At 73.0% G+C, this 13,446-nt stretch carries 15 protein-coding genes; 6 read left to right on the top strand and 9 right to left on the bottom strand.

The features are described 5' to 3' along the window. Positions 1-21 precede the first annotated feature (21 nt). Positions 22-408, top strand: a complete 387-nt coding sequence (locus ACGFIW_RS15980) for an STAS domain-containing protein (protein ID WP_393315476.1) — start codon at positions 22-24, stop codon at positions 406-408. A 79-nt stretch (positions 409-487) separates the two neighbouring features. Here ACGFIW_RS15980 and ACGFIW_RS15975 read toward each other — a convergent pair whose 3' ends face one another. After that, positions 488-880 carry an FKBP-type peptidyl-prolyl cis-trans isomerase gene (locus ACGFIW_RS15975; RefSeq protein ID WP_393315475.1) on the bottom strand — a complete coding sequence of 131 codons (393 nt, stop codon included), beginning with the start codon at positions 878-880 and terminating at the stop codon, positions 488-490. Between the two features lie 272 nt (positions 881-1,152). On the opposite strand from ACGFIW_RS15975, the gene ACGFIW_RS15970 reads away from it, so the two are divergent. Next, a complete protein-coding gene (locus ACGFIW_RS15970; protein WP_393315472.1) occupies positions 1,153-2,112 on the top strand; it encodes a TerC/Alx family metal homeostasis membrane protein in 960 nt (319 codons plus the stop codon). A gap of 18 nt (positions 2,113-2,130) precedes the next feature. Here the strand turns inward: ACGFIW_RS15970 and ACGFIW_RS15965 are convergent, their stop codons facing one another. The 5 genes from ACGFIW_RS15965 to ACGFIW_RS15945 form a co-directional block, all read right to left on the bottom strand. Next, positions 2,131-2,856 (bottom strand): helical backbone metal receptor, encoded by a 726-nt coding sequence (locus ACGFIW_RS15965; RefSeq protein ID WP_393315469.1) that lies wholly within the window; start codon positions 2,854-2,856, stop codon positions 2,131-2,133. A gap of 270 nt (positions 2,857-3,126) precedes the next feature. Beyond that, positions 3,127-3,687, bottom strand: coding sequence for a hypothetical protein (locus ACGFIW_RS15960; protein ID WP_393315467.1), 561 nt, complete (start codon positions 3,685-3,687; stop codon positions 3,127-3,129). Next, a complete protein-coding gene (locus ACGFIW_RS15955; protein ID WP_393315464.1) occupies positions 3,684-4,205 on the bottom strand; it encodes a DUF6286 domain-containing protein in 522 nt (173 codons plus the stop codon). The genes ACGFIW_RS15960 and ACGFIW_RS15955 overlap by 4 nt, the downstream gene beginning before the upstream one ends. A 1-nt stretch (position 4,206) precedes the next feature. Then, the gene (locus ACGFIW_RS15950; RefSeq protein WP_393315461.1) at positions 4,207-4,518 is read right to left on the bottom strand and encodes an Asp23/Gls24 family envelope stress response protein; all 312 of its coding nucleotides are present in this window, start codon (positions 4,516-4,518) and stop codon (positions 4,207-4,209) included. Next, on the bottom strand, positions 4,515-4,706 hold the full coding sequence (locus tag ACGFIW_RS15945) for a hypothetical protein (protein WP_393315458.1): 192 nt from the start codon (positions 4,704-4,706) through the stop codon (positions 4,515-4,517). Before ACGFIW_RS15945 ends, ACGFIW_RS15950 begins: the two co-directional genes overlap by 4 nt. 162 nt (positions 4,707-4,868) lie before the next feature. Between ACGFIW_RS15945 and ACGFIW_RS15940 the strand changes: the two genes are divergently transcribed. Beyond that, positions 4,869-5,750, top strand: a complete 882-nt coding sequence (locus ACGFIW_RS15940) for a DUF2726 domain-containing protein (RefSeq protein WP_393315456.1) — start codon at positions 4,869-4,871, stop codon at positions 5,748-5,750. Between the two features lie 294 nt (positions 5,751-6,044). Beyond that, complete coding sequence (locus ACGFIW_RS15935) at positions 6,045-7,307, top strand: hypothetical protein (RefSeq protein WP_393315453.1); 1,263 nt, start codon at positions 6,045-6,047, stop codon at positions 7,305-7,307. A 130-nt stretch (positions 7,308-7,437) separates the two neighbouring features. Here the strand turns inward: ACGFIW_RS15935 and ACGFIW_RS15930 are convergent, their stop codons facing one another. Both ACGFIW_RS15930 and ACGFIW_RS15925 read right to left on the bottom strand, forming a co-directional pair. Then, the gene (locus ACGFIW_RS15930) at positions 7,438-7,785 is read right to left on the bottom strand and encodes an Lsr2 family protein (RefSeq protein ID WP_357555231.1); all 348 of its coding nucleotides are present in this window, start codon (positions 7,783-7,785) and stop codon (positions 7,438-7,440) included. After that, complete coding sequence (locus tag ACGFIW_RS15925) at positions 7,770-8,564, bottom strand: response regulator (protein WP_393315450.1); 795 nt, start codon at positions 8,562-8,564, stop codon at positions 7,770-7,772. Before ACGFIW_RS15925 ends, ACGFIW_RS15930 begins: the two co-directional genes overlap by 16 nt. Positions 8,565-8,728: 164 nt before the next feature. Between ACGFIW_RS15925 and lon the strand changes: the two genes are divergently transcribed. Further along, entirely contained in the window at positions 8,729-11,059 is a 2,331-nt protein-coding gene (gene lon, locus ACGFIW_RS15920) for an endopeptidase La (RefSeq protein ID WP_393315447.1), read from the top strand. 133 nt (positions 11,060-11,192) lie between these two features. After that, positions 11,193-11,597, top strand: a complete 405-nt coding sequence (locus ACGFIW_RS15915) for a DoxX family protein (protein ID WP_393315444.1) — start codon at positions 11,193-11,195, stop codon at positions 11,595-11,597. 66 nt (positions 11,598-11,663) lie between these two features. Here ACGFIW_RS15915 and ACGFIW_RS15910 read toward each other — a convergent pair whose 3' ends face one another. After that, complete coding sequence (locus tag ACGFIW_RS15910) at positions 11,664-13,409, bottom strand: DEAD/DEAH box helicase (RefSeq protein WP_393315441.1); 1,746 nt, start codon at positions 13,407-13,409, stop codon at positions 11,664-11,666. Positions 13,410-13,446: the final 37 nt, after the last annotated feature.

Genomic DNA, 13,446 nt, shown 5'->3' with positions numbered 1-13,446 from the left:
GGGGAGGCTAGATTTCTCGGCATGGGAGAACGGATCGACCGGCTCGACGTGCAGGTCAGCGTGGGTGACCAGGTGGTCCTCGTGCGGGTGGCCGGTGAGGTCGACATCGCCACGGTGGCCGCGTTCCGGTCCGCGCTGTGGTCGGTGCCGGCCCGTCCGGTGATCCAGGTGGAGCTGTCCGGGGTGCGGCTGCTCTCCGCCGCAGGCGTCCGCACGCTGCTCGCCGCGCACCTGCGGGTCCGGGCGTGTGGTGGTGAGCTGGTCCTGGTCGACCCGAGCCCGGTCGTGGCCCGAGTGTTGCGCGCCACCGGCCTGCACCGGGTGATGCCGATTCTGGAGCCGGCCCGGGTCGTCGAGGCCGCCCGCCGCCCGGCGGTCGAGCCGGCCGACCTGCGACTGGCCGCCTGACCCCGGGCCCGCGAGCCCCGTCGCTGTTCGACGGCCGCCGCGGGGCCGCCGGCACGCGCCGACGACCCCCGAGCGTCGGTCAGCGCACGTCGAGCAGGTCGACGACGAAGACGAGCGTCTCACCCGGCTTGATGACGCCGCCCGCACCGCGGTCGCCGTACCCCAGGTGTGGCGGGATGGTGAGACGGCGACGGCCGCCGACGCGCATGCCGACGACGCCCCGGTCCCAGCCGGCGATGACCTGACCGCCGCCGAGCGGAAACTCGAACGCCTCGCCCCGGTTCCAGGACGAGTCGAACTCGGCGCCGGTGGAGTGCGACACGCCCACGTAGTGCACGCTGGCCAACTGGCCCGACTGGGCCTCGGCCCCCTCGCCCACGGTGATGTCCTCGATCACGAGGTCGGCCGGCGGCGCACCCTCGATCGGACCCACCTCGGGCTTGCCGGATCGGGCGCCTGCTGCCTGGTTCATGCGGGAATCTCCTGCCGTGTCGATTGATGTGCCCGGTCACCCTCGATCCTGCCGGATCACCCCCCACCAATGCCCGGCAGACCCACCCCCGCCCCACCCCCACCCCACCCATGCGTCGATCTTGCACTTTCGGTCGCCGGTGTGTCCCGTTTCGCGCCTTTGGTCGGGGCAGAAAGTGCAAGATCGGCGGGCGGAACGGACTTTGTCGGAGCGGCGGTGGCGGCGGGGGGACTCGCCTAGGGTCGGAGGCGGTCCGCTGTTGGGCAGCGGCGATGCGGAGGGCGTCGGTGGCTGAGGCGACGGTCGCGGTGCCGCTCTGGGCCTGGGCGGCCGCGGGCGCGGGGATCGCCGTACTGCTCGCCGTCGACGTGCTCCTGCACCGGGACAACCACGTCATCGGGCTACGCGAGGCGCTGCTGTGGAGCGCCGTCTGGGTCGGCGCGGGTCTGCTGTTCGGGTTGGTCCTGTGGTGGGGCCTCGGCGGTGACCCGGCCATCGCGTACTTCTCCGGCTACCTGTTGGAGAAGGCGCTCTCGGTGGACAACGTGTTCGTCTTCGCCCTGCTCTTCGGCTACTTCCAGGTGCCGTCGGGCTATCAGCACAAGGTGCTGTTCTGGGGAGTCGTCGGGGCGCTCGCCTTCCGCCTGCTGTTCATCTTCGCCGGCGCGCAGCTACTGGAGCGGCTCACCTGGGCCGGGTTCGCGCTGGGCGCCTTCCTGATCTGGACGGGCTGGCGGCTGGCCGTACGCGGGAAGCCGGACGTCGACCCGGAACGCAACGTCGTGGTCCGGCTGTTCCGGAAGCTGGTGCCCACCGACGCCCGATACCACGACGACCGGTTCACCGCCCGGGTCGCCGGGCGGCGCGTGGCGACACTGCTGGTGGTGGCACTCGTCGCCATCGAGGCCACCGACGTGCTCTTCGCCATCGACTCGGTGGCGGCGATCCTCGCCATCACCACCAACACCTTCCTGGTCTGGACGGCTACCGCGTTCGCCGTCCTGGGGTTGCGCAGCCTCTACTTCTGTCTCGCCGGCCTGCTGCGACAGTTCGGCTACCTGCGCTACGGGCTGGCGCTGCTGCTCGGCTTCGCCGGCCTGAAGCTCGTCCTAGCCGAGACGCCGGTGGGCAAGCTGCCGGTCTGGTCGACCCTGGCGGTGGTGGTGCTGACCCTGGTGGTCTCCATCGGGGCCAGCGTCGTGGCCGCGCGCCGCCCGGGTGTCCACGGCTGAGCCGCCGACCGGCCCGCGTCAGTCGCTCAGCACCGGTCGGGACAGCTGCTCGGCCAGGAGCGCGGGCGCCTCGGCCAGGGACGGGCCGTACCAGGTCAGGTGTCGGCCGGAGAGCAGAGCGCAGGGTACGCCGGGAAACGCCTCCGGCCCGTCCTCGACGGTGAACCGGTACGGCTCGTCGGGGAGCACCACCAGGTCGGGCTCCCGTTCGCGCAGCTCGGCGAGGGGCGGGCGGGGATAGCGCTCGGGGTGCTCGTCGTAGACGTTGACCACGCCGAGCCGGCGCAGCACGTCGCCGGCGAACGTGTCGCTGCCGAGCACCACCCACGGCCGACGCCAGACCGGCACCACCGCCCGGCGGGGTGGGACCAGCCGGGGTGGCGCGGCCCACGACCGTCGAGCGGCCCGCAACCAGTCCGGCTCGGCCGGCGCGCCCAACTCGGCCAGCAGGTCGCCAAGCTCGGTCAACGCGCCCGCGACGGTACGCGGGTAGGTGACCCGCACCGGCACGCCGGCTGACCGCAGCGCGTCGGCGTCGGCCCGGCTGTTCTCCTCGACGTTCAGCAGCACCAGATCCGGCCGCAACGCGCGGACCCGGTCCAGGTCGGGATACTTGCTGCCGCCGACGCGGGCGACGTCCAGCCCGGCCGGGTGGCTGCACCAGTCGGTGGCCCCGACCAGCAGCCCCGGCAGGGTCAGCGCCACCGCCTCGGTCAGCGACGGTACCAGTGACACCACCCGCACCCGCGCACCTCCGTCCGCCACCCGTCCCGACACCGATCATGCCCGCCGGGCCGACACGCCACGGCCACGGCCACGCCACGCCACGGCACGGCCACGGCACGGCACGCCACGGCCTGACCCGGTTCGCGGCACCGATCATGCCCGCCTGGCCGGCGGCCTGATCCGGCTCGCGGCACCGATCATGACTACCGGGTCGCCGCGGCGCGCGCCGGGGGCCGTCGCGGTTGGCGGTGCGGCACGGGTCCGGCCCGACCCGCCTCGCGGCGCGGGTCAGGGCTGGCCTGGCTCGATGCGGGCGGTCACGTCGAGGTGTGCCGGCTGGCAGTCGGTCGTCGCCGCGAACCGGCGGACCGCGGCGCGGACGTGTTCGCGTACACCGGCGGTCGCCGCGTCGGCCGTCAGGTCCACCCGGATCCACACGTCGGGGCGCGGCGGTTCGCCGGTGAGCACCACGCGGGCCCGGCGTACCTCGGGGTTGGCGGTCAGGTCGCGCACCAGCGCGTCGGTGAGGACGTCGGTGGCCAGCCGAGTGCGGCCCGGTCGTCGCCCGGGGTGGCTCAGGGTGCCGCGCAGCGAACCGGCGGGTCGCCGCACCTCCCGGGCCAGGAGGCGGTGCCCGGCCAGGGCGAGCAGTACCCCGCCGACCGCCGCCGCCAGGGTGCTCCACGGCGTGGCCGTCCGCCAGCGGTCCAACAGCCCGGCGTTGAGCAACGCCGCCTGTGGATCGGCGCCGGGCAGGGTGCCGTTGCCGGCCGCCAGCGCCGCCGCGCCGCCCGCCACCAGCAGCAGCGCGACGATCGTCCACAGCAGGCGGTGGCCGGCGTTGGTCATGCCGGGCGCCGGTGGGGCTGTAGGCGGATGTCGATGCGTCCGGGGCGGGGCGCGGTGAGCCGGTGCAGCTCCTGGTGCACCGCGTACTCGATCTCCGCCCGGGCCGCCGGGTCACCCGTCGCGCGCACCCGGGGCCGCCACTGGCCGGCGCGGCGTCGGACCCGGACCCGGGCGCGGCGTACGCCCGGCACCGCGCGGGCCGCGTCGGAGAGCCGCCGCTCCACACTGCGACGGTGCAGGTGCCAGCCGTCGTGGTCGTCGGTGCGCAACCGCACCGGCGCCCAGGGGCGCAACTGGGCGACCAGGATGACGAGGCCCAGCAGTACGGCGCCGCCGGCCACCGCCCGGACCGTCGGGTCGCGCCACCGGGTGCCGCTCAGGGCGTCGAACCAGCCGGTGGTGTCCAGCGGCGCCGGTCGGTCCAGGGCGAGCAGGAGTGCCTGGACGGCTGCCAGTGCCCCGCCGACGAGCAGGGCGGTGGCCAGCAGCAGCGAGGCGACCCGGTTGACGGTGCGCATCTCAGCCGCCCCAGGTCGCGGGGGCCGCGGAGACGTCGACGCCCGGGACGAGCAGGTCGTCCACGGTGACCGTCACCGCCGCCACGCGGAGGCCGGTGGTGGCGCCCACCCGGTCGGCGACCACCGCCCGGACCGTTTCGGCGATGGTGGGCACACTGTGCCCGTACCAGGTGATCACATGCAGATCGAGTCCGACGGACCGGTCGTCGAGGCGGACCGCCGCCGGACGGACGACGGAGACGCCCGGCACCAGGCCGGCGGCCTGGACCGCGATCCGCGCGACGTCCGCGGCGTCGCACGGGCGGCCGGTCATCGGCGTCGCCGTGGCGCGGTGCGGCGGTCGCCGAGGCCGGTCACCGTGAGGTCACCGTCGAGGACCCGGACCACCAGCCAGCCGAGCAGGCCGGCGAGCACGGCGACGGCGGTCACGCCGACGCCGGCGAGTGCCCAGACCGCCACGGCGAGGAAACCGGCGAGGAAGCCGAACTGCTGACGCGACATGGTCACCTCCGGCCGGTCCGGTACCGGCGGTCGCTGGATACACCTGCCGGCCGCCCCTGGAACGTCACCAGCCTGTGATCCCGGTCACATCCGAAGTCGGTGTTCCATGATCGAGCACCTAGACTCGGCCCGGCTCGACCGACCGGCGGATGGATCAGGCAGATGACGAGCATCGGCAGCGACGACCGCGGCTGGCTGCGGGCGCTGCCCGCCGACGGTGGGCGCGAGACGACGCTCAGCCGCGCCGGCCTCCGGGTCCATCCGGCCCGCCGGCTCAGCGATCTGGTCCAGGGTCGCCCGCCCGGGGTCACCGGCAGCCAGTGGAGTTCGGCCAGCCGTGCCAGCTTCGACTTCGTGGTCTGCGCCGCCGACACCGGCCGAGCGGTCGTCGCCGTGGAGATCGGCCCGGTCGCGTCCGCCGGCTCCGCGCAGCAGCGCATCGAGCGGCTCAAGGACGCGGTGAGCGCGGCGGTCGGGCTGCCCGTCCTGCGGATCGGATCGCCGACGTTGCGCGCCGCCGAGCACGGCCGACGCCTGGTGGAGTACGTGATCGACGCGCGCGCCTACGCGGCCGGCGCGGCCGGGGTGACCGCCGTCGGCGACGAACCGACCCCGGTGGGTTTCCGGGACATCCTCGGCCGGTTGCCGGACGGCCGTACCGGGCCGGTCAACGACCTCGGCGCGCTGACCCGGGCGGCGGCGGTCGAGGCGTACGTGGCGGGTCGGGTGGCCGACCCGATCGTGCGCGGGCTGCACGTGCGCTGGGCCGACGGGCCGGCGCAGGGGTGGAGTTGGGTGCAGGTCCGCCCCGACGCCTGCCTCGTCGAGGAGGTCTCGGTGACCGAGCAACGCTTCTCGTGCGGCATCGACGCGGCCCGGCTGGCCGAGGATCTCGCCACCGTCGCGGTGGGGGACCGGCTGCGGGCGGACGCCGGCACGGACCTGCTGCCGCGTGCCGAACTGACCGCGCGGATCGCCGCGCTGAGTCGGCGCCGCCACGAACTCGTCGGCGGATTCGCCTTCGACCACCTCTGCGCCGACTGACCGGCGCCCGTTCTACCTGCTGATTCCTGCCCCGGATCGGGCTCCGTCTCCGGTCCCGGCAATTTCCTGCGCGACGGTTGAACCTTCCCGGTTGCCGGGCCGTACTCCTGCGCGAATGAACAGGATCTCCCCAACCGCGTCCACGGACGCGGGAGACGGTGCGGAAAGGGCATCGTCGGCCATCGACGCATTACCGGGTAGGTCACGGTGCTCGCCACCGTGGCGTGCCATCTCACATCCGTCGGTCCGCCGAGGGCAGGAATCCACTACCGGATCGAGAAGGAGAGCAATTCGATGCGCAGGTCCACACGGGCGCGCCGGTCATCCGGCAACGCGCGGAGCAAGCGTCTGCTGGCCGTTGTCGGCACGCTCGTGGTCTTCGGCGGAGTCGTCGCCGTGACCCAGATTTCGTCGGCCCAGGACCGGCGGACAAATAAGCCTCGTCCGGTTGCCGGGCAGTGCGTGGAGCCGAGCCCCGGTTCGACCGCGCCGGCTGGCGGCGCCTCGACCAGCCGGACCTGGCAGAACGGCCGCTGGGTGCGTAACCACTGGGGTGACGGGCAGCAGTCGGTCCCCGAGTGTGAGGACGGCAAGGACGGCACGGTGGGCACCGGCACGGCCATCGCCTGTCCGGACGTGACGGCGAAGTTGCCGCAGGTGCCGGCCCAGGCCCGGGCCGAGGTGGACCGTGGCCTCGCCCAGTTGCAGGCCCAGATCGCCGAGGCGGACCGCCGGTTGGCCGCCGAGGGAAACAGGGGTGAGGCTTTCATCCGCAACGCGATCCTGCAGCCGCTGGCCGGCAAGCGGCGCGCGGTACTGGACCGGATCACGACCGCGATCGACCGGGTCGGGCCTCGACCGCAGGGCCTGGCGCAGCTCGCCGACTGCCAGGTGCAGCCGACCGGCAATACCGGCGGCAATAACGGCGGCGGAAATAGCGGCGGCGGCAACAACAACGGTGGTGGCAATAACGGCGGCGGGAACAACAACGGTGGCAATGCCCCCGGTGCCGGGCTCGGCGTGCTGGCCAACGACTGCGACGAGAGCCGACTCCAGCCGCACGACGGTTTCCAGATCGGCAACCGCTGCGTCAGCACCGAGTTCGGTGAGGTCGGCGCCGCCGCCAACAACCCGTCCCTGCTGATCACCCAGTTCCCCGACCAGGTCGGCCGCAACCAGGCGTTCACCCTGCGGGTGAGTACCCGCAACCTGGTCCGCGACCGCTTCCTGGCCGCCGGTCAGGGTGGCTACTACGTGGAGAGCTCGCTGCTCAACGCCCAGGGCCTGGTCCGGGGTCACTTCCACACCGCGTGCCGGATGCTGGACAGTCTGACCACCCCGCCGGAGCCGCAGGAGGTGCCCGCCTTCTTCGTCGCGACCGAGGACGGCCGCGGTGGTGCCCAGCCCGACGAGGTGACGATCCAGATCCCGGGCCTGCCGGAGTCGGGCACCGCGCAGTGCTCCGTCTGGGCCGGTGACGGCTCGCACCGGCTGCCGATGATGGAGCGGGCCAACCAGACGCCCGCGTTCGACTCGGTACGCATCGACGTCAACTGACCCAGCACGACCGACGGTGGCCGGTCACCCGGGGTGACAACCCCTGGGTGACCGGCCACCGTCATGCCGCGCCGAGACAATCCGACGGGGTCTCGCCGTGTCCAGCGCAACCCCGTCGGCGACCTGCGCGTCAGCGCGCCTTGTACGCCTCGACGACCTCAACCGGGATCCGGCCCCGCTCGGAAATCTTGTAGCCGTTGTTGACGGCCCATTCCCGGATGGCCCGGTTCTGCTCCCGATCCATTCCGGCGCCGGTGGGTCGCCCCGGCCTCCGGATCGATCGGGCGCTCTCCACCGGGCCGCGGCCGATCCGCCGACCCGCATTGATGTACGGATCCAGTGCCTTACGCAAGACGCCGGCATTTTCGTCCGAGACGTCGATCGTGTAGGCCACGCCGTCGAGACTGAACTCGACCGTCCGGTCGGCCTTGCCGCCGTCGAGGTCGTCGGTCAGGACCGTGATTACTTTTCTCGCCATTGCCGATTACTCCCTGTGTGCGGCGGGATGTGTCCAAAGTCTGACCTATCAGCCCGGTATTCCGCAACAATATGCGCCCCATTCGGCGCGTCGTGATTCCGTTCGTTACCGAGAAAAGCCGGGAATCGGTGGGGGCCGCAATCGTCGAGGAGGCCGGTGTGCCCGGCCACGGCGGCCGCCTCCGCCCGGTTGGACACCCGCAGCCGGCGCAGCAACGCGGCGGTCATCCGTTTCACCGTCCGTTCCGAGACGTGCAGTTCTTCGGCGATGTCGACGGTCCTGCGGCCGGCGGCGATCGCCCGCAGCAGCCGCCGTTCCTCGCCGTCCAGGTCGACGGATCTGGCGTGCGTGGGCCGCAGCAGGGCACGCAGCACCTGGGCCGGAAGCACCGCCCAGCCGTCGAGAACGGCCAGCAACGGGGGCAGAAGTTGTGCCGGTTCACCGGTCTTCGGCAGGAACCCCTCGGCGCCGGCCCGCAGTGCCTCCAACGCCGGGGCGGGGTCGACGGAACCGGACATCGCGATCACCCGTACCCGCGGGGTGGCCCGCCGGATCGCGGCGACCGCCCGGACCCCGCCGGGTGCCGGCAGGTGCAGGTCGACCAGGACCAGGTCGGGTCGGCAGCTGCTGGTCAGCGCGGCCGCGGCGGCGGCGTCGCCGGTCGAGGCGACCACCTCGACGCGACCGTCGGTGGTGAGCGGGAGCAGCGACTCCAGCCCGTGGACGAAGAGGGCGTGATCGTCCACGACGACGAGTCGGATGGTGGAGGCTCCCGGCATGTCTGCGCCGTTCCCCGGTGGGTACCGATCATGCCGGTACGCACCGAACGAGGGGAATTGGGGGGATCACTTCATCGGAGTGGCCTGGGTCACAAGCCGGAACAAGGGGAACGCTTTGTTACTTGAGTGAGACACGCTCAACTCAACGCGATAGCAGGTGTTCGATGGCAACTCTTCCGGTACTTCCCCTGACCGACGCCGTGCTGCTGCCCGGCATGGTCATCCCGGTGACCCTCGACCCGACCACCCAGGCCGCGATCGACGCGGCGCGGGCGACCGGCGACCGCAAGCTGCTGGCCGTGCCGCGCATCGACGGCGAGTACGGCCCGGTCGGCGTCGTCGCCACCATCGAGAAGGTCGGCCGGCTCCCCGAGGGTGAGCCCGCCGCCGTCATCCGTGGCCTGTCCCGGGCCCGGATCGGCTCCGGCGTGCCCGGCCCCGGCGCCGCACTCTGGGTCGAGGCGACCGAACTCGACGAACCCGCTCCCGCCGGCCGCGCCCGGGAACTCGCCCGCGAGTACCGCGCCCTGGTGACCTCCGTGCTCCAGCAGCGGGGCGCCTGGCAGGTCATCGACGCGGTGGAGCGGATGACCGACCTGTCCGAGCTGGCCGACTCGGCCGGCTACGCGCCCTGGTTGACCCTGGAGCAGAAGAACGAACTGCTCGCCGCAGCGGACGTCACCGCCCGGTTGGAGCTGCTGGTCGGCTGGGTGAAGGACTACCTGGCCGAGCAGGAGGTCACCGAGCAGATCAACAGTGACGTCCGGGAGGGGCTGGAGAAGTCCCAGCGGGAGTTCCTGCTGCGTCAGCAGCTCGCCGCGATCCGCAAGGAGCTGGGCGAGGACGAGCCGGACGGCTCCGCCGACTACCGGTCCCGCGTCGAGTCCGCCGAGCTGCCGGAGAAGGTCCGCGAGGCGGCCATGCGCGAGGTCGGCAAGCTGGAGCGGGCCAGCGACGCCTCCCCGGAGGCGGGCTGGATCCGCACCTGGCTCGACACGGTGCTGGAGATGCCGTGGGGCACGCGTACCGAGGACAACACCGACCTGGCCGCGGCCCGGGCGGTGCTCAACGCCGACCACGCCGGCCTGGCCGACGTGAAGGACCGCATCCTGGAGTACCTGGCGGTGCGCAACCGGCGGGCCGAGCGCAACCTCGGCGTGGTCGGCGGTCGCGGCTCCGGCGCGGTCCTCGCCCTCGCCGGTCCGCCCGGGGTCGGCAAGACCAGCCTCGGCGAGTCCGTGGCGCGGGCGCTCGGACGCAACTTCGTCCGGGTGTCCCTCGGCGGTGTCCGCGACGAGGCGGAGATCCGCGGTCACCGGCGCACCTACGTGGGCGCGCTGCCCGGCCGGATCGTCCGCGCGCTGCGCGAGGCCGGCTCGATGAACCCGGTCGTGCTCCTCGACGAGGTGGACAAGGTCTCCGCCGGCTACGCCGGCGACCCGGCCGCCGCCCTGCTGGAGGTCCTCGACCCGGCGCAGAACCACACCTTCCGGGACCACTACCTGGAGGTCGACCTGGACCTGTCCGACGTGCTGTTCCTGGCCACCGCCAACGTGGTGGAGTCCATCCCCGGCCCGCTGCTGGACCGGATGGAACTGGTCACGCTGGACGGCTACACCGAGGACGAGAAGGTCGCCATCGCCCGCGACCACCTGCTGCCCCGGCAGCGGGACCGGGCCGGGCTGACCGCCGACGAGGTCGGCGTCGCCGACGAGGCGCTCGCGCTGATCGCGGGGGAGTACACCCGGGAGGCCGGTGTCCGGCAACTCGAGCGTGCCCTGGCCAAGATCCTGCGCAAGGTGGCGGTGACGCTGGCGACCGACCCGACCCCGGTACGCGTCGACACCGACAACCTCACCGGCTACCTGGGCCGGCCGAAGTTCACCCCGGAGTCGGCCGAGCGCACCGCGGTGCCCGGTGTGGCGACCGGCCTCGCCGTCACCGGTGCCGGTGGGGACGTGCTCTTCATCGAGGCGACGAGCATGGAGGGCGAGCCAGGGCTGACCCTGACCGGCCAGCTCGGCGACGTGATGAAGGAGTCGGCGCACATCGCGCTGTCGTACCTGCGCTCCAACGGGCGCCGGCTCGGCATCGACCCGAACGCCCTGGCGGGACGGCGGATCCACCTGCACGTCCCGGCGGGCGCGGTGCCCAAGGACGGCCCGAGCGCCGGCATCACCATGGTCACCGCCCTGGCGTCGCTGGTCACCGGCCGCCCGGTCCGCCCCGAGTTCGGGATGACCGGCGAGGTGACGCTCTCCGGTCGGGTGCTGCCGATCGGTGGGGTGAAGCAGAAGCTGCTCGCCGCGCACCGGGCCGGCCTCACCGAGGTCATCATCCCGGCGCGCAACGAGCCCGACCTGGACGACCTGCCGACCGAGGTGCGTGAGGCGCTGACCGTGCACACCCTGGCCGACGTGGCCGACGTGCTCGCCCTGGCGCTGCGCCCGGCCGAGGTCGAGACGCTGGACGGTCCGGCGCTCTTCACGGTCTGACGCCGCAACCCCAAAGGACCCCCGCCGTCATCGGAGACGGCGGGGGTCCTTTGGTACGCGCAAAGAGGTCTACTGTGCCGCGTGAACCCTCAACTGCCTCTCCGCCGCGAGGCGGTCCCCTGGAGGAACCCCCGTGAACCTGGTGCTCTGGATCATCCAGATCCTGCTCGCCGCCGTCTTCGTCGGCGCCGGCTTCGCCAAGCTGACCCAACCCAAGGACAAGCTGCGGGAGCTGATGCGGTGGGTGGACCCGGTCCCACCGACCCAGGTCAAGGCACTCGGCGCGGTCGAGCTGTTGGCCGCCGTCGGGCTGGTGCTGCCCCCGCTCGCCGGCATCGCCACCGTGCTCACCCCGCTCGCCGCCGTCGGGCTGGTCATCGTCATGGTCGGCGGCATCTCCGTGCACCTGCGCGACCGCAAGCAGCGCGACACGGCGGCCGAGCGTCGCACGGAGATCCAGGGCGCGATCACCTGTGCGGTGCTGCTCGTGCTCGCCACCGTGGTGGCCTGGGGCCGCTTCGGCCCGTACTCCTTCTGAGCCGCACGCCGCCGACGACCGTCGTACCCGGCGGTCGCCGGCGGCGTGCGCAGACCGGCGGCGGGATCAGCGTTCGTCGCCCCCGCGGTCGCGGCGCACGGTGGCCTTGCGGCCCTTGATGGTGCTCTGCCGCAACCCGGAGATCACCTCGTCGGCCACCCCCTGCGGCACCTCCACCAGCGAGAACCGGTCGGCGATCTCGATCGAGCCGATGTCGCGGCCACGGATCCCGGTCTCCCCGGTGATCGCGCCCACCAGATCCTGCGGGCGCACCCCGGCCCGTCGGCCCAGGCCGACGAAGACCTGGACGGTGTTGCCGCCGCCCGAGCGCGGCCGGCCCCCGCCCCGCCGGTCGCCGCCCCGGCCGCCGGTCTCCGGTCGACCCTCGCGGGGAGCGCGCACCGGCACCTGCGGGATCTCCTCCTCGTCGTCGGCGCCCGGCGAGGTCACCTCGTGGGCCAGCTTCACGGCGGCGAGGGCGACCTCCATCAGGTCGAACTCGTCGGTCAGCGTCTCCACGATCACCCGGTACGGGTCGAGGTCGTCCTCCAGCAGGCTCTCCCGCAGCGCCGCCTGGGTCAGCTCCAACCGGCGGGTGCGCATGTCGGCCACGGTGGGGATCTTGTCGATGGTGATCCGCTGACCGGTCACCCGCTCGATGGTCTTGAGCATCCGGTGCTCACGCGGCTCGGCGAGGGTGATCGCCACACCCTCGCGGCCGGCACGCCCGACCCGACCGATCCGGTGCACGTACGACTCCGGCGCGGACGGAACGTCGTAGTTGACCACGTGGGTGAGCTGCTCGACGTCCAGCCCTCGGGCCGCCACGTCGGTGGCGACCAGGAGGTCGGCGGTGCCCGCCCGCAGCCGGCCCATCACCCGGTCGCGCTGCTCCTGGCTCATCCCGCCGTGCAGCGCCTCGGAGCGGTAACCCCGGCCGTTCATCGTCTCGGTCAGCCGGTCCACCTCCTCGCGGCTGCGGCAGAACACGATCGCCGCGGTGGGCGACTCCACGTCCAGCACCCGGCCCAGCGCCGCCGGTTTGTGGGCCCGCGTCACGATGTACGCGCTCTGTCGCACCCGGGGCGCCTCACCGGCGACGGTCTGCTCCCGGCCGATCTCGATCCGGACCGGCTCGCGCAGGTGCTGGCGGGCCATCCCGTCGATGCGCGACGGCATGGTGGCCGAGAAGAGCACCGTCTGACGCTGGGCCGGAGCGTGCTCCAGGATCGCCTCGATGTCCTCGGCGAAGCCCATGTCGAGCATCTCGTCGGCCTCGTCGAGCACCACCGTCGCCAGCCCGCCCAGGCGCAGCGTGCCCCGGGCGATGTGGTCCAGCGCCCGACCCGGGGTGGCCACCACCACGTCCACGCCGCTGTCCAGTGCCCGCAACTGCCGCCCGATCGGCTGGCCACCGTAGATCGGCAGCACCCGCGCGCCGAGGTCCTTGCCGTAGCGGTGGAACGCCTCGGAGACCTGCACCGCCAACTCCCGGGTCGGCACCAGCACCAGCGCCACCGGGTCGCCGTCGCGGCGATGCGGCGTCATCAGGTTCAGCAGCGGCAGCGCGAACGCCGCCGTCTTGCCGGTGCCGGTGGCCGCCTGACCCAGCAGATCTCGGCCATCCAGCAGCGGCGGGATCGCCTCCCGCTGGATGGGGGTCGGCTCCTCGTACCCGAGGGCGGCGAGCGCGCCCAGCAACTCGGCGCGCAGCCCGAGCTCGGTGAAGGCGCTCACCTCGTCGGTGCCGCCGGGGCTGGCGTCAATCGGTGCGTCGGTCGGTGCGTCGTGCTGTGCAGGTGCGGAACTCATGTGCCAAGCCTTTCATTACGCCGTCCGGGCCGCTGCG

The organism is Micromonospora sp. NPDC048935, from assembly GCF_043197875.1.
Classification (GTDB): domain Bacteria; phylum Actinomycetota; class Actinomycetes; order Mycobacteriales; family Micromonosporaceae; genus Micromonospora.
This window is presented reverse-complemented; position numbering and strand designations above follow the sequence as displayed.